Raw genomic sequence first — 19,058 nt, 5'->3', positions numbered from 1 at the left:
GCGAGTGGGGGAGAACGTGCGCATCCTGCCGTACGGCGCGTGGCCGTCGCCCGTCGACGCGGCGACCGCCGCCGCCCACGACGGACGGCCCGAGTACGTGGGCTTCGTCGGCGACGAGGTGTGGTGGACCGAGCCCCGGCCCGCCGAGGGCGGCCGCCGCACCCTGGTGCGACGGCGCGCGGACGGCACCGAGGAGTCGGTGCTGGCCGCCCCGTGGAACGTGCGCAGCCGGGTCATGGAGTACGGCGGCCGCCCCTGGGACGGCGCCGTGCGCGAGGACCGGCCCCTGGTGGTCTTCGCGCACTTCGCCGACCAGCGGCTGTACCGGTACGAGCCCGGTGCCGGCGAGCCCACGCCCCTCACCCCGCTCTCGGCGACGGGCGGCGGACTGCGCTGGGCCGACCTGGTGGTGCGGCCCGAGCGGGACGAAGTGTGGTGCGTGCTGGAGGAGTTCACCGGCGACGGCCCCACGGACGTACGGCGGGTCCTGACCGCCGTACCGCTGGACGGGTCGGCCGCCGAGGACCGCTCGGCCGTCCGTGAACTGAGCGACGGCACCCACCGGTTCGTGACCGGGGCACGGCTGTCGCCGGACGGGCGGCGGGCCGCCTGGCTCGCCTGGGACCACCCGCGGATGCCGTGGGACGGCACCGAACTGCTCGTCGCCGACGTCCGCCCCGACGGCACCCTGGGCGCCCCGCGGACAGTGGCCGGCGGGCCCGAGGAGTCCCTGGCGCAGGTCGAGTGGGCGCCGGACGGCGGCCTGCTGTACACCAGCGACCGCAGCGGCTGGTGGAACCTCTACCGCGACGGCCGGCCCCTGTGCCGGCGCGAGGAGGAGTTCGGCGGCGCCCTGTGGAAGCTCGGGGAGCGCTGGTTCGCCCCGCTGGAGAGCGGGCTGATCGCCGTCGTGCACGGCAGCGGCACCACCGCCCTCGGCGTGCTCGACCCCGAGACCGGCGACCTCGTGGACGCGGCCGGCCCGTGGACCGAGTTCGCCTCCACCCTCGCGGTGCACGGCGAGCGCATCGCCGCCGTCGCGGCCAGCCCCCGCAGCGCCTACGAGGTCGTCGAGCTGGACACCCGCACCGGCCGGGCCAGGGTGATCGGCTCCGCCCACCGGGACGCGGTGGACCCCGCGCACTACCCCGAGCCGCAGATCCGCACCTTCGGCGGACCGGACGGCCGCGAGATCCACGCCCACGTCTACCCGCCGCACCACCCCGGCTGCGCCGCCCCCGACGCCGAGCGGCCGCCCTACGTCGTGTGGGCGCACGGCGGGCCCACGGGCCGCTTCCCCCTCGTCCTCGACCTGGAGATCGCCTACTTCACCACCCGGGGCATCGGCGTCGTCGAGGTCAACTACGGCGGCTCCACCGGGTACGGGCGCGCCTACCGCGACCGGCTGCGCGAGCAGTGGGGCGTCGTCGACGTCGAGGACTGCGCCGCGGTCGCCCTCGCCCTCGCCGAGGAGGGCACCGCCGACCGCGACCGGCTCGCGATCCGCGGCGGCAGCGCCGGCGGCTGGACCACGGCCGTCTCCCTCACCACCACCGACGTCTACGCCTGCGGCACCATCATCTACCCCGTGCTGGACCTGACGGGCTGGGCGACCGGGGAGACCCACGACTTCGAGTCCCGCTACCTCGACAGCCTGGTCGGACCGCTCGACGAGGTGCCCGGGCGCTACGCCGAGCGCTCGCCCGTCGAGCACGCCGACCGGATCGACGTGCCGTTCCTGCTGCTGCAGGGCCTGGACGACGTGATCTGCCCGCCCGCCCAGTGCGAGCGGCTGCTGGCCCGCCTGGAGGGCCGGGGCGTCCCGCACGCCTACCTCGCCTTCGAGGGCGAGGGCCACGGCTTCCGTCGCGCGGAGACCGTCCGGCGCGCCCTGGAGGCGGAACTCTCCCTGTACGCGCAGGTGTTCGGCCTGCGGCCGCCCGGCGTGCCGACCCTGGAGCTCGCCCCGTGACGGATCGCCCGCCCCAGCCCCCGGCCCCGCTGCGGCGTCCGCCCCGGCTGGCTCCCGGCGCCCGGGTGGCGATCGTCGCGCCGAGCGGCCCCGTGCCCGAGGAGCGGCTGGAGGCCGGCCTCGACGTGCTGCGCGGCTGGGACCTCGACCCGGTGGCCGCGCCCCACGTCCTGGACCGGCACCCGCGCTTCCCGTACCTGGCGGGCACCGACGCCGACCGCGCGGCCGATCTCCAGCGCGCCTGGTGCGACCCGTCCGTGGCCGCCGTGATCTGCGCCCGCGGCGGCTACGGCGTCCAGCGCGTCGTGGACCTGCTCGACTGGGAGGCGATGCGGGCCGCCGGGCCCAAGGTGCTCGTCGGGTTCAGCGACGTCACCGCGCTGCACGAGGCGTTCGCCACCCGGCTCGGCCTGGTCACCCTGCACGGGCCGATGGCGGCGGGCGTCGACTTCCTGAAGAACGCCCGCGCCCAGGACCATCTGCGGGCCACGCTGTTCGCGCCGGAGACGGTCCGGGTGATCACCGGAGCCCCCGGCGGTCGCGCCCTGGTTCCCGGCCGCGCCCGCGGCGTCCTGCTCGGCGGCTGCCTCAGCCTCCTCTCGGCCGACCTGGGCACCCCCGCCGCCCGGCCGTCGGCGCGGGGCGGGCTGCTGTGCCTGGAGGACGTGGGGGAGCACCCGTACCGGCTGGACCGGAGCCTGACCCAACTCCTGCGCGCCGGGTGGCTCGACGGGGTGCGCGGGGTGCTGCTGGGCTCCTGGGAGGAGTGCGGGCCCTACGAGCGGGTGCGGGACGTGCTGGCCGACCGGCTCGGCGCCCTCGGGGTGCCGGTCGCCGAGGAGTTCGGGTTCGGGCACGGGGCGGGCGCACTGACCGTGCCGTTCGGTGTCGGCGCCGAACTCGACGCGGACGCGGGGACACTCACCCTGGACCAGCCCGCCCTGCTCTGAGACGCCGGCCACCGTCACCCGGCACCCCGCGGCGCCGGGCCCGGGCCGGCGTGCGGGCGGACGCCGTCGGGCGCACCCTGGTGCCATGACCGCGAAGACCTCCGAGCGCCGCACCGGGGAGCCCCGGACCCGTGCGCTGACCCCCGCCCGGATCGCCGTCCTGGTCCTCGCCGCCCTCGCGCTGGTGTTCCTCTTCGAGAACACGGCCGACACCGAGATCAGGCTGCTGGTGCCCGTGGTGACCATGCCGCTGTGGGTGGCCCTGCTCGCCACCGGCGTCATCGGCGCGCTGTGCGGGTCCTGCCTCACCCTCGCGAGGCGGCGCCGCTGACCGCGCCGTACCCTGGCCCGATGCCGCACACACCGTCCCGCTTCCTCGCCGAGGGCCCCCGGGTGGGCATACGCCACTTCACCTACGAGGACGCCGCCGAGTTCACCGCGCGGGCCCGGGAGAGCAAGGACCTGCACCACCCCTGGCTGTTCCCGCCCACCACGCCCCAGGCCTACACCGCGTACGCCGCGCGGCTGATCGAGGACCCGTCGAAGGCCGGCTTCCTGGTGTGCACCCGGGACGACGGGGCCCTCGCGGGCTTCGTCAACATCAACAACATCGTCGAGGGCGCCTTCCAGTGCGGCGCGCTCGGCTACGGGGCCTTCGCCCATGCCGCCGGGCGCGGCCTGATGCGCGAGGGGCTGGACCTGGTCGTCGGGCACGCCTTCGGACCGATGCGGCTGCACCGCCTGGAGATCAACGTGCAGCCGCTGAACACGGCCTCCGTCGCCCTCGCCCGGGCCGCGGGCTTCCGGCTGGAGGGCTTCTCCCCGAAGATGCTCTACATCGACGGCGACTGGCGCGACCACGAACGCTGGGCGCTCACCGTCGAGATGCGGACCTCCGGTTGACCTTCATGGTGTCCAGGTCGGTGACGGTCGAGCGCAGCGCCGTCCAGCCGTACCCGAGCGCGCGCAGCGCCGACTCGGCACGGTCCTCGGCGACCGCGCCCGCCATCTCCTCGCCGTCGGCCGCGTCCGACACCACCACGAAGCGCATCGAGAAGTGCTTCAGCGGGCGCGGCTCGTAGGTCAGCGTGCCCTCCTCGGTGAACCGCATGATCGCCAGCCCGTGCCGGTCCGCCTCCGCGAGCAACCGGGTGCGGGCCTCCTCGGTGAGGCCGTCCCAGGTGCCCCGGACGATCACCCGGTAGGTGTGCTGCTCGGTCATCGTGTGCGCTCCTCGCTCGTGCCGTGACCGGCCCGACTCTACGGCGGCGGGGACGCCGCGCCCACGGGATTTCCCCGCGCGGCCCGGCGGTCGCGACGGCGCCCGGATCCGCCCTTTTGCGCAATCCTGACCTGCGGCGGCCCTGGTCAGCCCCGCCGCCGGAGGTTTCCATGGGGACGTGACGAGCATCCGACGTGCCGTAGTGACCCTGCCCGCCGCCGAGTTGGGACCCGACAACCCGCTGCCCCCGCTGAGCCCGCTCGACGAGGTCCACCACGTCCAGGACCGCGACCTGGAGGACCTGCCGCGCGAGATGGCCCGCCAGATCCGGTACGAGCCGCTGCGCAGCCTGCTGCCCGTGCGGGTGCGCGACGGCTACGGCAGACGGCGCGTGCCGCGCGACCTCGACGCCCTGGTCCTGGAGAACGACCGCCTGGCCGTGACCGTCCTGCCGTCCCTCGGCGGCCGCGTCGCCTCCCTGTTCCACAAGCCGACGAGCCGTGAACTCCTCTACCGCAACCCGGTGTTCCAGCCGGCGAACTTCGCCCTCAACGGCGCCTGGTACTCCGGTGGTGTCGAGTGGAACATCGGCGCCACCGGCCACACCACCCTGTCCTGCTCGCCCCTGCACGCCGCCCGTGTCCCCGCCCCCGACGGCGGCGCGATGCTGCGCCTGTGGGAGTGGGAGCGGCTGCGCGACCTGCCCTTCCAGGTCGACCTGTGGCTGCCGGAGGGCTCCGACTTCCTGTACGTCGGCGTCCGCGTGCGCAACCCGCACGAGAGGCCCCGCCCGCTGTACTGGTGGTCGAACATCGCGGTGCCCGAGGAGTGCCGCGTCCTCGCCCCCGCCGACGCGGCGTACCACTTCGGGTACGAGCGCCGGCTGCGCCGGGTCCCGGTCCCCGTGCACGACGGCGCCGACCGCAGCCACCCGCTCGGCAGCCGTCACGCCGCCGACTACTTCTACGACGTCCCGGCCGGCCGGCGCCGCTGGATCGCCGCGCTGGACGCCGACGGGCACGGCCTCGTGCAGACGTCGACCGACGCGCTGCGCGGGCGCAAGCTGTTCGTGTGGGGCACCGGACCGGGCGGCCGGCGCTGGCAGGAGTGGCTCACCGAGCCCGGCACGGGCGGCTACTGCGAGATCCAGGCCGGCCTCGCCCGCACCCAGCTCGAGCACGTCCGGCTGGAGGCGCAGAGCGAGGTGTCCTGGCTGGAGGCGTACGGCCCGCTGGACGCCCCGCGCGACGGCGCCTGGACCGACGTGGTCCGGGAGGCCGAGGCCCGGCTGGCCGCCGCGCTGCCCCGGGCCGCCGTCGACGCGGCGTACGCCGCCTGGCGGTCCCGCGCCGACACCGACCCCGGCGAGGTGCTGGCCACCGGGTCCGGCTGGGGCGCCCTCGAAGTGCTGCGCGCCGGCTGGAAGCTGCCCGGCACCCCCTTCCCCGAGGAGACGCTCGGCGAAGAGCAGGAACCGTGGCGGGAGTTGCTGCGGACCGGCTCCTACCCCGAGCCGCGCCGCGTCCGTCCGCCGGGACCCAGCCTGGTCGCCCCGCACTGGCGGGACATGCTGGAGACCGCCCCGGCCACCCCGTCGGCCGAGTACCACCTCGGCGTCGCCCAGTGGCACGCCGGGGACCACGCGCAGGCGGTGCGGAGCTGGGAACGGGCCCTCGGACTCGCCCCGTCCCTCTGGCCGTTGCTGCGTTGCCTGGCCGTGGCCGACCGGCTCGCCGGGCACGGCGAGCGGGCCGCCGACCGGTACGCCGAGGCGTTCGACGACCTGTGCCGCGAGCGCCGCGACGACGGCGACGCCTGGACGGCGGCGAGCGCCGCGCTCGGCCGCGAGGCCATCGAGGCGCTGCTCGCCGCGGGCCGCCCGGCCGCCGCCCGCGCGGTGTGGCAGCGGCTGGGCCCCGAGATCCGCGCCCGGGGCCGGTTCCGGCTGGCCGAGGCCGCGCTGCTGCTCGCCGAGGGGCGGCGGGAGGCGGCGCGGGCCGTGCTCGACGCCGGCCTGGAACCGGCCGACCTGCGCGAGGGCGCCGACGACATCGACCGGCTGTGGGCCCGCGCCGGGGACGGCCCGCTGCCGGCCCGGCTGGACTTCCGCATGCACCCGGAAGGGACGTGACGGGCCTGAACGGCCGGCCCCGCCCGACGTCCGGAGGCCCGCGGAAGGGACCGGGTGGCCGCAGGCCGGTCAGGCCGGCCTGCGGTCGACGTACTCGTAGACCGCGCCGTCCGGGTGGCGGGCGATGAGGTTGCGGCCCACCGGGGTCGGCACGGGGCCCGCCACGATGTCCGCGCCGAGCCCGGTGAGGGTCTTGTGCGCCTCGTCGACGTCGGTGACCGCGATGGTCGCCGCGACCTTGCGCAGCACCTCCAGCTCGGCCTGCGGCCCGCTCATCAGCAGGAAGCAGCCCACGGCCGCCACCTCGACGCCACCGCGCGCGAAGCGCAGCGCCGGGGTGCCGGTGAGGCGTTCGTAGAAGGAGACCGCGGCCTCCAGGTCGTCGACGCAGACGCGCAGTGTCGCTCCCAGAATCTCCATGCGCACGAGCCTAGTTGGGGCACCGCCCGCACGTCCCGGCCCCGGCCCGGCCGGCCCGCCGCGGCGTTACGCGCCGGTGACGGCGGGTACCCGCAGTCCATGGACCGCATCGATCACCTGGAGCATCTGGACAGACACCTGGTCGACGAGCTCGCCCAGGTGGCACGGGAGACCATCCGCGAGGAGCTGCGCGAGCAGACCCGGCGGCAGCGCCGCACCGCCCTGCTGTACGCCGCGTCCGGCGCGGTCGCCCTGTACGCCGGAGCCGCCGTCGCGCTCGCCGTCGGGTTGGCCCTGGACATCGGCCTGCCGGACTGGGCGGCCGCCCTGATCACCGCGGTGATCCTCGGCGCCGTCGCCTTCTTCCTGCGCAACGTCGCCCGGCCCTCCGCGTCCCACCCGGCCCCCGGGCACGGGCTCGGACACGCGGGCCACGGCGGCCCGGCCGCCGGCGGCACCCCGCCGGCCACGCCCCCCGCGGCCCCGCCCATGCCGCCGGTCGCCCCGAGCAGCGCGGCCGGCGCCACCGGCTTCCCGGCCGCCGGCGGACCGGCCGTGCCGGGCACCACGCCCGCCGCGCCCGGCCGCGACGACGTCGACCCCGAGGGCCCGCACCACCGGGCGTGAGGCACCATGCGCACACCATGGACACCGGCACCGAAGGACGCCACGAGCAGGGTCGTCGTGGTGACCGGAGCCAGCGGCGGCGTCGGCCGGGCCACGGCCCGTGCCTTCGCCGCCCGCGGCGACCGGGTCGCCCTCCTGGCCCGCGGACGCGAGGGCCTCGACGCGGCGGCGGACGACGTCCGCCGCGCGGGCGGACAGGCGCTGGTCGTCCCCGTCGACACGGCCGACGCCCGGGCCGTGGAGGACGCCGCCCAGCGGGTCGTGGACGCGTTCGGCCGGATCGACGTCTGGGTCAACAACGCCTTCACCGGGATCTTCGCGCCGTTCGCCGAGATCACCCCGGACGAGTTCCGCCGGGTGACCGAAGTGACCTACCTGGGTTACGTGTTCGGCACCCGGGCGGCGCTGCGGCACATGCTGCCCCGGGACCACGGCACCATCGTGCAGGTGGGCTCCGCGCTCGCCTACCGCGGGGTGCCGCTGCAGTCCGCGTACTGCGGGGCCAAGCACGCCATCCAGGGCTTCAACGAGTCGCTGCGCTGCGAGCTGCTGCACGACAGGAGCCGGGTGCGCACCACGATGGTGCAGATGCCCGCCCTAAACACCCCCCAGTTCGACTGGGTGGTGGACCGGATGTCCCGCCGCTCCCGGCCCGTCGCGCCCGTCTACCAGCCGGAGGTCGCGGCCCGTGCGATCGTGCACGCGGCCGGACACGCCCGGCGGCGCGAGTACTGGGTCGGCGGCTCCACGGCGGCCACCCTCCTCGCCAACGCCGTCGTACCGGGCCTGCTGGACCGCTACCTGGGCCGCACCGGGTACGACTCCCAGCAGGACGAGGGCGAGCCGCCCACCCGGGACGGCAACCTGTGGTCCCCGCTGGACGGGCCGCACGGCCACGACTTCGGCGCGCACGGCCGCTTCGGCGAGGAGTCGGCGGACCGCAGCGTCCAGCAATGGGCCTCGCGCAACCGCTCCCGCGTCGGCCTGGGGCTCCTCGCGGGCGGCGCCGTGGCCGCGGTCACCGCGGGCCTGCGCCGCAGCGGGCGCCCGCGGTGACCACGGCCCACGTGCGCCCGGCTCACGGCAGCCGGGGGAGCACCTTCGTGCGGTAGAAGTCGAAGAAGCCCTGCTGGTCGGGGCCGATCTGGTTGACGTAGATCCGGTCGAACCCGGCGTCCGCGAACTCCGTCAGCGCCGCCACGTGCTGGTCCACGTCGTCCCCGCACACCGTGCCGTCGGCCACCATCTCCTCGGTCACCAGCGGCTCGAGCTGCTCGAAGTGGCTCGGGGTGGGCAGGATCTGGCCCATCTCGCCGGGCAGGAACTGGTTCGGCCAGAGCTTGTGCACCGTACGGACCGCCTCGTCGCGGTCGGTGCCGTAGCAGACCTTCATGCCGCCGCTGACCGGCTTGCTGCCGCCGCCGCCCTTGCGGTACTGCTCCACCATCGACGCGTCCGGCATCATCGTGATGTAGCCGTCGCCGACGCGCGCCGCGAGCGAGGTCGCCTTCGGGCCGAAGCCGGAGACGTCGATCGGGACCGGCTCGTCGGGCACCGTGTACAGCCGGGCGTTCTCCACCGTGTAGTGCTTGCCGTGGTGGGTGACCTCCTCGCCGGTGAACAGCCGGCGCATCACCTGGATCGCCTCCTCCAGCATCTCCAGGCGCACGGTCGCGGGCGGCCAGGCGTCGCCGAGGATGTGCTCGTTGAGCGCCTCGCCGCTGCCGACGCCGAGCCGGAAGCGGCCCCGGGTCATCACCGCGCTCGTCGCCGCGGCCTGCGCCACCACCGCCGGGTGCATCCGCACCGTCGGACAGGTCACCGCGGTCTCGACCGGCAGCGACACCGCCTCCGACAGCGCCCCGATCACCGACCACACGAACGGGCTCTGGCCCTGCGCGTCGTTCCACGGGTGGTAGTGGTCGGAGATCCACAGCGCCTGGAACCCGGCCTGCTCGGCCATCCGCGCCTGCTCCACCAGCTCCGCGGGGGAGAACTCCTCGCAGGACAGGAAGTAGCCGTACTCGGGCATGGGGGGTACCTCCACGGGGGGAAAGGCGATCGGGTCGTTCGGCGCCCGGGTACCCGGGGCCCGGCGCGGAAACCGGCGTGCTCCCGCCGCGCGCCCGGGCCCGGGTTTGGCCCCGGCACCCAGGGGGACGCGGAATGCCGGACCGTCGCGCAGCCGAGACACCCCGCAGGAGCACCACGCCCGCCACACCGCCGGAGGCCCGCCCGTGAGTCGACCCCGCATCGTGATCGTCGGCGCCGGCTTCGCCGGCTACCGCGCGGCCCGCACCCTGAGCCGGGCGGCCCGGGGCCGCGCCGACATCACCCTGCTGAACCCGACCGACTACTTCCTCTACCTTCCCCTGCTGCCCCAGGTGGCCGCCGGCATCCTCGAGCCGCGCCGGGTCACCGTCTCCCTCAGCGGCACCCTGCGCGGCGTCCGGCTCGTCCTCGGCGAGGCCGACCACATCGACCTCGACGCGCGCAGCGTCCACTGCACGGGTCCCGAGGGCGACACCGCCACCCTCGCCTACGACCGGCTCGTCCTGGCCGCCGGCAGCGTCAACAAGCTGCTGCCCGTCCCGGGGGTCGCGGAGCACGCCCACGGCTTCCGCGGTCTGCCCGAGGCCCTGTACCTGCGCGACCACGTCACCCGCCAGATCGAGCTCGCGGCCTCCGCCGACGACCCCAAGAGCTGCGCCGCCCGGTGCACCTTCGTGGTGGTCGGCGCCGGGTACACCGGCACCGAGGTCGCGGCACAGGGGCAGCTGCTGACCGACGCGCTGGTCCGCAAGCACCCCCTGCGCGACGGCGTCCGCCCCCGCTGGCTGCTGCTGGACCTGGCCGGGCGCGTGCTGCCCGAGCTGGACCGGCGGCTGTCGGACACCGCCGGCCGCGTGCTGCGCGGGCGGGGCGTCGAGGTGCGCACGGGGACCTCCGTGAAGGAGGCCACCCGCGACGGGGTCCTGCTGACCGACGGGGAGTTCGTCGACACCCGCACCCTGGTGTGGTGCGTGGGCGTGCGGCCCGACCCGCTCGCCGAGTCGCTGGGCCTGCCCATGGAGCGCGGCCGGCTGCTCGTCGAGCCCACGCTGCGGGTCCCGGGCCGGCCCGAGGTGTTCGCCTGCGGGGACGCCGCCGCCGTTCCCGACCTCGACGAGCCGGGCCAGTACACGCCGATGACCGCCCAGCACGCCTGGCGGCAGGGCAAGGTCGCCGGGCAGAACGTCGCCGCCTCGCTGATCGGGGGCGAGCTGCGGTCCTACCGGCACAAGGACCTGGGGTTCGTGGTGGACCTCGGCGGGGTCCAGGCCGCCGCGAACCCGCTCGGCGTGCCGCTGTCCGGCCCGCTGGCCGGCGCGGTCACGCGCGGCTACCACCTGGCGGCCATGCCCGGCAACCGGGTCCGGGTCGCAGCCGACTGGCTGCTGGACGCCGTACTGCCGCGCCAGGGCGTGCAGTTGGGCCTCGTACGGTCCTGGTCCGTGCCGCTGGACACCGCGTCCCCCGAGCTGGTGCGGATGCCGGGCGGGGAGCCCGCCGGGCACCGGTCCGGCGGCGCACCCGCCCGCGACCACCCCGCGACCGCGCCGGGCGCGCACCCCGCGCCCGGCCCCGTCAAGCGATCCGACACTCCCGCGCAAGGAGACCAGTAGACCCATGGACAGCGCCGAACTCGCCGAACTCGGCCAGCAGTTGCGCGTCGACAGCATCCGCGCCTCGGCGGCAGCGGGCTCCGGGCACCCGACCTCCTCGATGTCCGCCGCCGACCTCATGGCGGTCCTGCTCGCCCACCACCTCCACTACGACTTCGAGCGCCCCGAACACCCCGCCAACGACCGCTTCGTCCTGTCCAAGGGGCACGCCTCACCGCTGCTGTACGCGGCCTACAAGGCGGCCGGCGCCGTCGACGACGACGAGCTGCTGACCTTCCGCGAGCTGGGCAGCCGCCTGGAGGGCCACCCCACCCCGCGGCGGCTGCCGTGGGTCGAGACGGCCACCGGCTCGCTGGGCCTGGGACTGCCCGTCGCGGTGGGCATCGCACTGTCCGGCAAGCGGCTGGAGAGCCACGCCTACCGGGTGTGGGTGCTGTGCGGCGACAGCGAGCTGGCCGAGGGATCGATCTGGGAGGCCGCCGAGCACGCGTCGTACGAGAACCTCGACAACCTCACCGCGATCGTGGACGTCAACCGGCTCGGCCAGCGCGGCCCGACCCGGCACGGCCACGACCTCGACGCCTACGCGCGGCGTTTCCGGGCCTTCGGCTGGCACACCGTCGAGATCGACGGGCACGACGTCGACGCGATCGACCGCGCCTGCGGCGAGGCCCGCTCCACCCTCGGCCAGCCCAGCGTGATCCTCGCCCGCACCCTCAAGGGCAAGGGCGTCGCCGACATCGAGGACCTCGAGGGCCTGCACGGCAAGCCGCTGAAGAACGCCGACGACGCGATCGAGGAGCTGGGCGGCCTGCGCGACCTGCGCGTGCGCGTCCACACCCCGGACGTCGACCGGGTGCTGCACTCCGTCCCCGGCGGCGGGCTCGACCTGCCGCGCTGGGAGCAGGGCGAGAGGGCCGCCACCCGGGACGCCTTCGGCAAGGCCCTGGCCGCCCTCGGCACCGCCCGCGGCGACGTGGTCGCCCTCGACGGCGAGGTCGGCGACTCCACCCGGGCCGAGCTCTTCGCCAAGGAGCACCCCGAGCGCTACGTCGAGTGCTACATCGCCGAGCAGCAACTGGTCGCGGCCGCCGTCGGACTCGCCGCGCGCGGCTGGGTGCCGTACGCCTCCACCTTCGCCGCGTTCCTCACCCGGGCGCACGACGTCATTCGCATGGCGGCCGTCAGCGGCGCCGGGATCAACCTCGTCGGCTCCCACGCGGGCGTGGCGATCGGGCAGGACGGGCCCTCCCAGATGGGCCTGGAGGACCTGGCGATGATGCGGTCCGTGCACGGCTCGACGGTGCTGTACCCGTGCGACGCCCACCAGACCGCGCGGCTCGTCGCCACCATGGCCGGCCTCGACGGCGTCCGCTACCTGCGCACCTCGCGCGGCGACGGCCCGGTGCTCTACGGGCCGGACGAGGAGTTCCCGGTCGGCGGCAGCAAGGTGCTGCGGTCCTCGGGCCCGGACGACCGGGTGACGATCGTCGCGGCCGGCGTCACCGTGCCCGAGGCGCTGGCCGCCGCCGACGCCCTCGGCGCGCAGGGCATCCCGGTGCGCGTGATCGACCTGTACTCGGTCAAGCCCGTGGACCGCGACACCCTGCGCCGGGCCGCCGAGGCGACCGGCTGCCTGCTCACCGTGGAGGACCACCACCCCGAGGGCGGTCTCGGTGACGCCGTGCTCGACGCCTTCGTCGACGGCCGCCCGGTGCCCCGCCTGGTGCGCCTCGCGGTCACCTCCATGCCGGGCTCCGCCTCCCCGCAGGAGCAGCTGCACACCGCGGGCATCGACGCCGAGTCGGTCGCCGCCGCCGTCCGGCTGCTGGTGGAACAGGCGATCGCGCCGTGAGCGGCGATGCCGAGCTGACGGTCCGCGCGGGCCGGCGCAGCGTCCCGGTGCGGCGGGCGGACAAGGTGCTGTTCCCCGCCGAGGGCTCCGCCCCCGCGTACACCAAGGGCGACCTCGCCGCGTACTACCGCTCCGTCGCCGCGTACATGCTGCCGCACCTGCGCGGCCGTCCCCTGATGCTGGAGCGCCACCCCGACGGGGTGGGCGGCCCCCGGTTCATGCAGAAGAACACCCCCGAGCACTATCCCGACTGGATCACCCGGGCCGAGGTCCCCAAGGAGGACGGCACCGTCTGCCACACCGTGTGTGACGACGCCGCCACCCTCGTGTACCTCGCCGACCAGGCCTGCCTCACCGTGCACCGCTGGCTCTCGCGGACCGGCGACCTCGACCGGCCGGACCTCATGGTGTTCGACCTCGACCCCGGCGAGGACGACTTCGCGACGGTGCGCCGGGCCGCCCGGTGGGTCGGCGAACTGCTGGACGAGCTCCAGCTCCCCTCGGGACTGATGACGACCGGCTCGCGCGGGCTGCACGTCGTGGTCCCGCTCACCGGCCGCCACGACTTCGACGAGGTGCGCGCCTTCGCCCGGGACGCCGCCGAGCTGCTCGCCGCCGAGCACCCGGACGACCTCACCACGGCCGCCCGCAAGAAGGACCGCGGCACCCGCCTGTACCTGGACGTCCAGCGCAACGGCTACGCCCAGACCGCGGTCGCCCCCTTCACCGTGCGGGCCCGCCCCGGCGCGCCCGTCGCCGTCCCCGTCGGGTGGGACCAGCTCGACGATCCGGAGCTGGGCCCGCGCCGCTGGACCCTCGCCGACGCGGCCGACCAGGGCCGCAAGAACCCCTGGTCAGGGCTGATGGGCCGGGGCCGGGCACTGGGGCCGGCCCGGCGCAGGCTCGACGCACTGCGTGGCTGATACATGTTGTTGTGCAGGTTTGGCCAAGACATGTGCGGCCACACGAAGTTCGAGGTGGCCATGTCGAACACAAACAACACATCACAGCCGCAGGAAGCACGAGATGAACACCCCGATCACGAGCACAGTGCGGCGGACAGCCGGATGACCCCGCTGGAAGTCCTGCGCCAGGCGCGCGCCCAGCTGGCGGAGCTGACCGGAATGGTCGCCGAGAACGTGTCGTCCTTCGAGCAGACGGAGGACGGCTGGCAATTGGAGATCGAGGTCCTCGAGCTCTCGCGCGTGCCCGACACCATGAGCCTGATGGCGAGCTACGAAGTCCAACTCGACCCCGAGGGACAGCTCACCGGCTACCGGCGCGTGCGGCGCTACGAGCGGGGGCGTTCCGACGCCCACCGGCGGGGCTGACCGGGCCGGCGCCCAGCGGAGGAAACACACCGCGCCGGCCCGGCCCCGCGCACCAGACCACGCAACGACACGAGACAAGGAGGCACGGTCGGCATGTCCGTTGTCCCGGCACAGCAGACCGGCGGCGGAGGCGGCAGCAGCGGCCTCTACGACGTACTGGAGCTCGTCCTAGACCGAGGACTCGTCATCGACGCGTTCGTGAGGGTCTCCCTGGTCGGCATCGAGATCCTGAAGATCGACGTACGCGTCGTCGTCGCCAGCGTCGACACCTACCTGCGCTTCGCCGAGGCGTGCAACCGGCTCGACCTGGAGGCGGGGCCGCGCAAGAGCCCCGGCCTGCCCGAGATCGTCGGTGAGGTGACCGAGTCGGGCGCCCGCGGCAAGTCCAAGGGTGCCCTGTCGGGTGCGGCGCAGACCGTGTCCGACGCCTTCAAGCAGGCCCGCGACGAGGGCTCCGAGGAGGAGCAGCCCGTCCGGCGCACGCGCAAGACCGCGACCACGCGGCGCAAGAGGGAAGAGGAGTCGGAGTGAGCCGCAAGGAGGAGCAGGAGTGAGCACGTACGTCTACGGGATCACCGCGCGCTCGCACACCGCGGTACCCGAGGGCACCACGGGTGTCGGGGAACCGCCCGAGCCCATCCGGATCCTGACGGAGGGCGACCTCGCCGCGATCGTCAGTGACTCGCCGGAGGGGCTGCGGCCCAAGCGCAGGGACCTGCTCGCCCACCAGAACGTCCTCGCCCAGGCGGAGGCGTCCGGGTGCGTGCTGCCGATGCGCTTCGGCAGCGTCGCCCCCGACGACGCCTCCGTGACCGGGGTGCTGGCCGAGCGGGCCGAGCACTACCTGGAGCGGCTGCGCGCCCTGGACGGCAAGGTCGAGTACAACATCAAGGCCACCCACGTCGAAGAGGCCGTCCTGCACCACGTGATGGCCACCAACGCCGAGGTGAGGTCCCTCGCCGAGGCCAACCGCAAGGCCGGCGGCGGCAGCTACGAGCAGAAGCTCCAGCTCGGCGAGATGGTCGCCTCCGCCGTGAAGGCCCAGGAGGCCGAGGACGCGGTGGCGGTCCAGCAGGCCCTGGAACCGGTCGCGGCGGCCGTCGCCACCGGCCCGGAGTCCACCGGCTGGCTGGCCAACGTGTCCTTCCTCGTCGCCCGGGACTCCGCGCAGGAGTTCCTGGCCGCCGTGGAGGCGCTGCGCAGCAGCCACCCCCACCTCGAGGTGCGGGCCAACGGTCCGCTGCCGCCGTACAGCTTCGTCGAGCCCGGCCCCGCCGAGCCCGCCGAGCAGGCCGGTCAGCGCGAGGCCGCGGCCCAGGAGTGAGGCACCGCAATCCGTGACGAGCAGCGAGAGGGGCGAGACAGGTGGGACTGATCGGGGAGGTGTTGCTGCTGCCGTTCGCCCCGGTGCGCGGCAGCGGATGGGTGATGGGACAGGTGCTCCGCGAAGCGGAGCGGATCTACTACGACCCCTCTGCCATCCGGGCCGAGCTGGCTCGTCTGGAGGAGCGGCTGGAGGCCGGGGAGATCACTGAGGAGGAGTTCGACAGCCAGGAGGACGAACTCCTCGACCGGCTCGAGGCGGCCATGCGCCGGGGCACGCAATCGGACGACGGGACAGCACGATGAACCGAACAGGACTGGGCCTCGCGGTAGGGGCCGGATACCTGCTGGGACGGACGAAGAAACTCAAGCTGGCCATCGCGGTCGGCGGCCTGGTCGCGGGCAAGAAGCTCAAGCTCAGCCCGAAGGCGATCGGGGACCTGCTGTCCCAGCAGCTCAAGGACAACCCGCAGTTCAAGGAGCTCGGCGACTCGCTGCGCCAGGACCTGCGCGGGGCCGGCAAGGCGGCCTCGGGTGCGATGCTGGAGCGGCAGCTGGGCAGCCTCGCCGACCGGCTGCACGGCCGTACGGCCGAGATGCGTGAGCAGCTCGCCGGCGGCGGGCGGTCCGACGACGAGGACGAGGCCGAGGACCGGGACGACCGCGAGGCCGAGGACCTGGACGAGGACGACGAGTACGAGGACGACCGGGACGACCGGGACGCCGAGGACGCCGAGGAAGCGGACGGGCAGGCCGAGGCGCCGCGCAAGCCGCCGGCGAAGAAGGCCCCCGCCAAGAAGGCGCCCGCGAAGAAGGCGGCCAAGAAGGCTCCGGTGAAGCGGGCCGCCACACAGAAGACGGCGACCAAGAAGACGCCGGCCCGCAAGACCGCCGCCAAGACGGCGTCCCGCGGCCGTTCGGCTGGAGGTGGCGACCGATGACCGAGACCCTGGGATCCGCGGCAGGCTCGGCGAAGTCGGCGGGCAAGTCCGCGACGGACTCCGCGCAGTCCGCCAATCCGCTGAGCGCCGTGGCGCACAGCGACGCGGCCGAGCGCCTGAAGGAAGAGGCGCAGGCGTACCTGACCGCGCAGGCCGAGCGCCTGCTGACGGGGGTGGGCCGCAAGCTCGGCGAGACCACGCTCAAGCTGAACGACATCGCCGAGGGCAAGAGCCCCGGCTTCGCGAAACTCGCCCTGGACGGCGGGCGCAAGATCGCCGAGGGGAAGGGGCCGGTGCGCACCGCCCTGGAGCTCGGCGGCTCCCGCGTCAAGGACAAGGTCACCGGCGCCCTGAAGAACCTCGGCGGCAAGGGCGGCGGCAAGGGCAAGGGTGGGGCCGGCAACAAGCCCACCGTGATCATGGAGTACATCGACGTCGGGGTGCCCCTGCGCACGGCGTACGACCAGTGGACGCGCTACCAGGACTTCAGCACCTTCGCCAAGGGTGTCAAGAGCGCCAACCGCGCCGACGACACCCACTCCGACTGGCAGGCGAAGATCTTCTGGTCCAGTCGTAGCTGGAAGGCGACCACGACCGAGCAGGTCCCGGACCAGAGGATCGCCTGGACGTCGGAGGGCGCCAAGGGCTCCACCAAGGGCGTGGTCACCTTCCACTCCCTCGGTGACAACCTCACGCGTGTCCTGCTCGTGATCGAGTACTACCCCTCCGGTCTCTTCGAGAAGACGGGCAACATCTGGCGCGCCCAGGGCCGCCGCGCCCGTCTCGACCTCAAGCACTTCGCGCGCTACGTCACCCTCAAGGGCGAGGCCCAGGAGGGCTGGCGCGGCGAGATCCGCGACGGCGAAGTGGTTCGCAGCCACGAGGACGCCGTGGCGGAGGAGGAAGAGGAGAACGAGCAGAACGAACAGGCCGACGAGGCCGAGGACGCCGACGAGGCCGAGGACGCCGACGAGGCCGAGGCGAACGGCGAGGCCGGCGAGGACGTCGAGGACGAGGACGCCGAGGCGGAGTACGACGAGGACGCCGACGCCGAGGACGGCGAGGACGACGCCGAGGCGGAGTACGACGAGGAGCCCGAGGGCGAGGAGGAGCCCGAGGACGACGCGGAGTACGCCGAGGAGGACGCCACGGCCGAGGACGACGCCGAGTACGACGAGGAGCCCGAGGGCGAGGAAGAGGCCGAGGGCGAGTACGAGGACGAGTACGAGACCGAGGAGGAGCCGGAGGAGGAGTCCGCCGAGGAGGGGAGCCGGCGATGACGACGGCCTCCCGACTGCCCGATCCGTACGGCCAGGGCGGCGGCGCCAACCTCGCGGACATCCTCGAGCGCGTCCTCGACAAGGGGATCGTGATCGCGGGTGACATCCGGATCAACCTGCTCGACATCGAACTGCTCACCATCAAGCTCCGCCTGATCGTCGCCTCGGTGGACAAGGCCAAGGAGATGGGGATCGACTGGTGGGAGTCCGACCCGTCGTTGTCCTCCGGTGCCCGCCGCGACGAGCTCGCCCGTGAGAACGCCGAACTGCGGGAGCGACTGGCCCGGCTCGAACAGCTGGAGCTGGGCCGCACCCGCGAGGAGGAGGCCCCATGACCGGACTGCGCTACGTCTACGCGGTCTGCCGCCCCTTCGACGCGCCGCTCCAGGCCCAGCTCACGGGCGTGGGCGGCGCTCCGGTCAAGATGCTGGCCCACCACGGCCTGGTCGCCGTGGTCAGCTCGGTGCCGGAGGGCGACTTCGCGGAGGCGCCGCTGCGCGAGCACCTGGAGGACCTCGACTGGCTCGGCGCCACCGCCCGGGCCCACCAGCAGGTGGTCGACGCGCTCACCGCGGTCACCACCCCGCTGCCGCTGCGGCTCGCCACGGTGTTCCGCGACGACAGCGGGGTGCGCGTGATGATCGAGTCCGGCGAGGAGGCGTTCCGGCGCACGCTGGACCGGCTCGACGGCCGCGTGGAGTGGGGCGTGAAGGTCTACATCGAGGGCGGCGAGGAGCCGGCCGAGGCCGCGCCCGCGGCGAAACCGGTCTCGGGCCGGGACTACCTGCGCCAGCGGCGCAACCGGGCCCAGGAGCGCGAGGACCGGTGGCGTGCGGCGGAGCGGTTCGCCACCCGGCTGCACGGCACGCTGGCCGCGCACGCCGAGGACTCCCGTCTGCACGCCCCGCAGAACTCCGCGCTCACCCGGGGCTCGGGGCACAACGTGCTCAACGCGGCGTACCTCGTGCCGCGCGCCCACTCCGAGGAGTTCGTGGAGCTCGTCGACCACACGAAGGACGAGGAGCCGGGCATGCGCGTGGAGCTCACCGGCCCGTGGGCGGCCTATTCGTTCGTCGATCCCGAGGGGCGCGGTGCGGGCGAGGCGGCCGGCACCGGCGGTACGGGCGACACATCAGGGGAGGCCGAGTGACCGTCGTCGAACGCCGTGAGATCGCGCTCGTGGACCTGCTGGACCGGCTGCTGGCCGGCGGCGTGGTGATCGCGGGCGACATCACCCTGCGCATCGCCGACGTGGACCTGGTCCGCATCGACCTCAACGCGCTCATCAGCTCCGTCAACGAGAACGTGCCCTCACCGTGGGGAGACTTGCCGTGACACCGC

Annotated in this window: 22 protein-coding genes; 19 read left to right on the top strand and 3 right to left on the bottom strand. The window is 74.5% G+C overall.

From position 1 onward, the window contains the following. Positions 1-4: 4 nt before the first annotated feature. The 4 genes from E4U92_RS05155 (at position 5) to E4U92_RS05140 (ending at position 3,825) form a co-directional block, all read left to right on the top strand. The gene (locus E4U92_RS05155) at positions 5-1,972 is read left to right on the top strand and encodes a dipeptidyl-peptidase 5 (RefSeq protein ID WP_137299048.1); all 1,968 of its coding nucleotides are present in this window, start codon (positions 5-7) and stop codon (positions 1,970-1,972) included. Further along, positions 1,969-2,922 carry a S66 peptidase family protein gene (locus tag E4U92_RS05150; RefSeq protein ID WP_168725033.1) on the top strand — a complete coding sequence of 318 codons (954 nt, stop codon included), beginning with the start codon at positions 1,969-1,971 and terminating at the stop codon, positions 2,920-2,922. The genes E4U92_RS05155 and E4U92_RS05150 overlap by 4 nt, the downstream gene beginning before the upstream one ends. 85 nt (positions 2,923-3,007) lie before the next feature. Continuing rightward, complete coding sequence (locus E4U92_RS05145) at positions 3,008-3,253, top strand: LapA family protein (protein ID WP_137299047.1); 246 nt, start codon at positions 3,008-3,010, stop codon at positions 3,251-3,253. A 20-nt stretch (positions 3,254-3,273) separates the two neighbouring features. Then, positions 3,274-3,825, top strand: a complete 552-nt coding sequence (locus E4U92_RS05140; protein ID WP_137299046.1) for a GNAT family N-acetyltransferase — start codon at positions 3,274-3,276, stop codon at positions 3,823-3,825. On the opposite strand, the gene E4U92_RS05135 is transcribed toward E4U92_RS05140, so the two are convergent. Beyond that, a complete protein-coding gene (locus E4U92_RS05135; RefSeq protein WP_137299045.1) occupies positions 3,797-4,144 on the bottom strand; it encodes a DUF6204 family protein in 348 nt (115 codons plus the stop codon). The two genes, E4U92_RS05140 and E4U92_RS05135, sit on opposite strands and share 29 nt — an antisense overlap. A gap of 178 nt (positions 4,145-4,322) precedes the next feature. Between E4U92_RS05135 and E4U92_RS05130 the strand changes: the two genes are divergently transcribed. Further along, the gene (locus tag E4U92_RS05130; protein WP_137299044.1) at positions 4,323-6,275 is read left to right on the top strand and encodes a DUF5107 domain-containing protein; all 1,953 of its coding nucleotides are present in this window, start codon (positions 4,323-4,325) and stop codon (positions 6,273-6,275) included. A gap of 69 nt (positions 6,276-6,344) precedes the next feature. On the opposite strand, the gene E4U92_RS05125 is transcribed toward E4U92_RS05130, so the two are convergent. Further along, positions 6,345-6,695 carry a VOC family protein gene (locus tag E4U92_RS05125; RefSeq protein ID WP_137299043.1) on the bottom strand — a complete coding sequence of 117 codons (351 nt, stop codon included), beginning with the start codon at positions 6,693-6,695 and terminating at the stop codon, positions 6,345-6,347. 99 nt (positions 6,696-6,794) lie between these two features. Between E4U92_RS05125 and E4U92_RS05120 the strand changes: the two genes are divergently transcribed. After that, positions 6,795-7,322, top strand: a complete 528-nt coding sequence (locus E4U92_RS05120; protein ID WP_137299042.1) for a phage holin family protein — start codon at positions 6,795-6,797, stop codon at positions 7,320-7,322. Between the two features lie 6 nt (positions 7,323-7,328). Beyond that, positions 7,329-8,378 (top strand): SDR family oxidoreductase, encoded by a 1,050-nt coding sequence (locus E4U92_RS05115; protein WP_137299041.1) that lies wholly within the window; start codon positions 7,329-7,331, stop codon positions 8,376-8,378. 22 nt (positions 8,379-8,400) lie between these two features. Here E4U92_RS05115 and E4U92_RS05110 read toward each other — a convergent pair whose 3' ends face one another. Continuing rightward, complete coding sequence (locus tag E4U92_RS05110) at positions 8,401-9,354, bottom strand: LLM class F420-dependent oxidoreductase (RefSeq protein ID WP_137299040.1); 954 nt, start codon at positions 9,352-9,354, stop codon at positions 8,401-8,403. Positions 9,355-9,559: 205 nt separating this feature from the next. On the opposite strand from E4U92_RS05110, the gene E4U92_RS05105 reads away from it, so the two are divergent. The 12 genes from E4U92_RS05105 to E4U92_RS05050 all read left to right on the top strand — a co-directional run bounded on the left by E4U92_RS05105 (position 9,560) and on the right by E4U92_RS05050 (position 19,052). Then, positions 9,560-10,987 carry an NAD(P)/FAD-dependent oxidoreductase gene (locus tag E4U92_RS05105; RefSeq protein WP_137299039.1) on the top strand — a complete coding sequence of 476 codons (1,428 nt, stop codon included), beginning with the start codon at positions 9,560-9,562 and terminating at the stop codon, positions 10,985-10,987. A gap of 4 nt (positions 10,988-10,991) precedes the next feature. Then, positions 10,992-12,842: a transketolase gene (locus E4U92_RS05100; protein ID WP_137299038.1), complete on the top strand. Its 1,851-nt coding sequence runs from the start codon at positions 10,992-10,994 to the stop codon at positions 12,840-12,842. Beyond that, complete coding sequence (gene ligD, locus E4U92_RS05095; protein WP_137299037.1) at positions 12,839-13,765, top strand: non-homologous end-joining DNA ligase; 927 nt, start codon at positions 12,839-12,841, stop codon at positions 13,763-13,765. The genes E4U92_RS05100 and ligD overlap by 4 nt, the downstream gene beginning before the upstream one ends. 60 nt (positions 13,766-13,825) lie before the next feature. Then, positions 13,826-14,173 carry a gas vesicle protein GvpO gene (locus E4U92_RS05090; RefSeq protein ID WP_079083947.1) on the top strand — a complete coding sequence of 116 codons (348 nt, stop codon included), beginning with the start codon at positions 13,826-13,828 and terminating at the stop codon, positions 14,171-14,173. A gap of 93 nt (positions 14,174-14,266) precedes the next feature. Further along, positions 14,267-14,704 carry a gas vesicle structural protein GvpA gene (locus E4U92_RS05085; RefSeq protein ID WP_137299036.1) on the top strand — a complete coding sequence of 146 codons (438 nt, stop codon included), beginning with the start codon at positions 14,267-14,269 and terminating at the stop codon, positions 14,702-14,704. A 19-nt stretch (positions 14,705-14,723) separates the two neighbouring features. Then, complete coding sequence (locus E4U92_RS05080) at positions 14,724-15,497, top strand: GvpL/GvpF family gas vesicle protein (RefSeq protein WP_137299035.1); 774 nt, start codon at positions 14,724-14,726, stop codon at positions 15,495-15,497. A gap of 41 nt (positions 15,498-15,538) precedes the next feature. Continuing rightward, positions 15,539-15,802 (top strand): gas vesicle protein GvpG, encoded by a 264-nt coding sequence (locus tag E4U92_RS05075; RefSeq protein ID WP_137299034.1) that lies wholly within the window; start codon positions 15,539-15,541, stop codon positions 15,800-15,802. After that, positions 15,799-16,437, top strand: coding sequence for a DNA primase (locus E4U92_RS05070; RefSeq protein ID WP_137299033.1), 639 nt, complete (start codon positions 15,799-15,801; stop codon positions 16,435-16,437). Before E4U92_RS05075 ends, E4U92_RS05070 begins: the two co-directional genes overlap by 4 nt. Next, entirely contained in the window at positions 16,434-17,717 is a 1,284-nt protein-coding gene (locus tag E4U92_RS05065) for an SRPBCC family protein (protein WP_137299032.1), read from the top strand. Before E4U92_RS05070 ends, E4U92_RS05065 begins: the two co-directional genes overlap by 4 nt. Then, positions 17,714-18,052: a gas vesicle protein gene (locus tag E4U92_RS05060; RefSeq protein WP_137299031.1), complete on the top strand. Its 339-nt coding sequence runs from the start codon at positions 17,714-17,716 to the stop codon at positions 18,050-18,052. The genes E4U92_RS05065 and E4U92_RS05060 overlap by 4 nt, the downstream gene beginning before the upstream one ends. After that, entirely contained in the window at positions 18,049-18,867 is an 819-nt protein-coding gene (locus tag E4U92_RS05055) for a GvpL/GvpF family gas vesicle protein (protein WP_137299030.1), read from the top strand. Before E4U92_RS05060 ends, E4U92_RS05055 begins: the two co-directional genes overlap by 4 nt. Further along, positions 18,864-19,052 (top strand): gas vesicle protein, encoded by a 189-nt coding sequence (locus E4U92_RS05050; RefSeq protein WP_137299029.1) that lies wholly within the window; start codon positions 18,864-18,866, stop codon positions 19,050-19,052. The genes E4U92_RS05055 and E4U92_RS05050 overlap by 4 nt, the downstream gene beginning before the upstream one ends. Positions 19,053-19,058: the final 6 nt, after the last annotated feature.

The sequence above is a fragment of the Streptomyces galbus genome (genome assembly GCF_005280195.1).
In the GTDB taxonomy this organism is placed as follows: Bacteria; Actinomycetota; Actinomycetes; order Streptomycetales; family Streptomycetaceae; genus Streptomyces; species Streptomyces galbus.
The sequence above is the reverse complement of the archived record's forward strand: the minus strand, read 5'-3'. Positions and strand labels throughout refer to the sequence as shown.

What these genes read in the sequence shown, in the direction of transcription:
- E4U92_RS05055 (WP_137299030.1), top strand. Translation starts at nt 18,049, where the DNA reads ATGACCGGACTGCGCTACGTCTACGCGGTCTGCCGCCCCTTCGACGCG.
- E4U92_RS05125 (WP_137299043.1), bottom strand. Translation starts at nt 6,695, where the DNA reads ATGGAGATTCTGGGAGCGACACTGCGCGTCTGCGTCGACGACCTGGAG.
- E4U92_RS05070 (WP_137299033.1), top strand. Translation starts at nt 15,799, where the DNA reads ATGAACCGAACAGGACTGGGCCTCGCGGTAGGGGCCGGATACCTGCTG.
- E4U92_RS05135 (WP_137299045.1), bottom strand. Translation starts at nt 4,144, where the DNA reads ATGACCGAGCAGCACACCTACCGGGTGATCGTCCGGGGCACCTGGGAC.
- E4U92_RS05085 (WP_137299036.1), top strand. Translation starts at nt 14,267, where the DNA reads ATGTCCGTTGTCCCGGCACAGCAGACCGGCGGCGGAGGCGGCAGCAGC.
- E4U92_RS05120 (WP_137299042.1), top strand. Translation starts at nt 6,795, where the DNA reads ATGGACCGCATCGATCACCTGGAGCATCTGGACAGACACCTGGTCGAC.
- E4U92_RS05110 (WP_137299040.1), bottom strand. Translation starts at nt 9,354, where the DNA reads ATGCCCGAGTACGGCTACTTCCTGTCCTGCGAGGAGTTCTCCCCCGCG.
- E4U92_RS05115 (WP_137299041.1), top strand. Translation starts at nt 7,329, where the DNA reads ATGCGCACACCATGGACACCGGCACCGAAGGACGCCACGAGCAGGGTC.
- E4U92_RS05090 (WP_079083947.1), top strand. Translation starts at nt 13,826, where the DNA reads ATGTCGAACACAAACAACACATCACAGCCGCAGGAAGCACGAGATGAA.
- E4U92_RS05140 (WP_137299046.1), top strand. Translation starts at nt 3,274, where the DNA reads ATGCCGCACACACCGTCCCGCTTCCTCGCCGAGGGCCCCCGGGTGGGC.
- E4U92_RS05060 (WP_137299031.1), top strand. Translation starts at nt 17,714, where the DNA reads ATGACGACGGCCTCCCGACTGCCCGATCCGTACGGCCAGGGCGGCGGC.
- E4U92_RS05145 (WP_137299047.1), top strand. Translation starts at nt 3,008, where the DNA reads ATGACCGCGAAGACCTCCGAGCGCCGCACCGGGGAGCCCCGGACCCGT.
- E4U92_RS05065 (WP_137299032.1), top strand. Translation starts at nt 16,434, where the DNA reads ATGACCGAGACCCTGGGATCCGCGGCAGGCTCGGCGAAGTCGGCGGGC.
- E4U92_RS05100 (WP_137299038.1), top strand. Translation starts at nt 10,992, where the DNA reads ATGGACAGCGCCGAACTCGCCGAACTCGGCCAGCAGTTGCGCGTCGAC.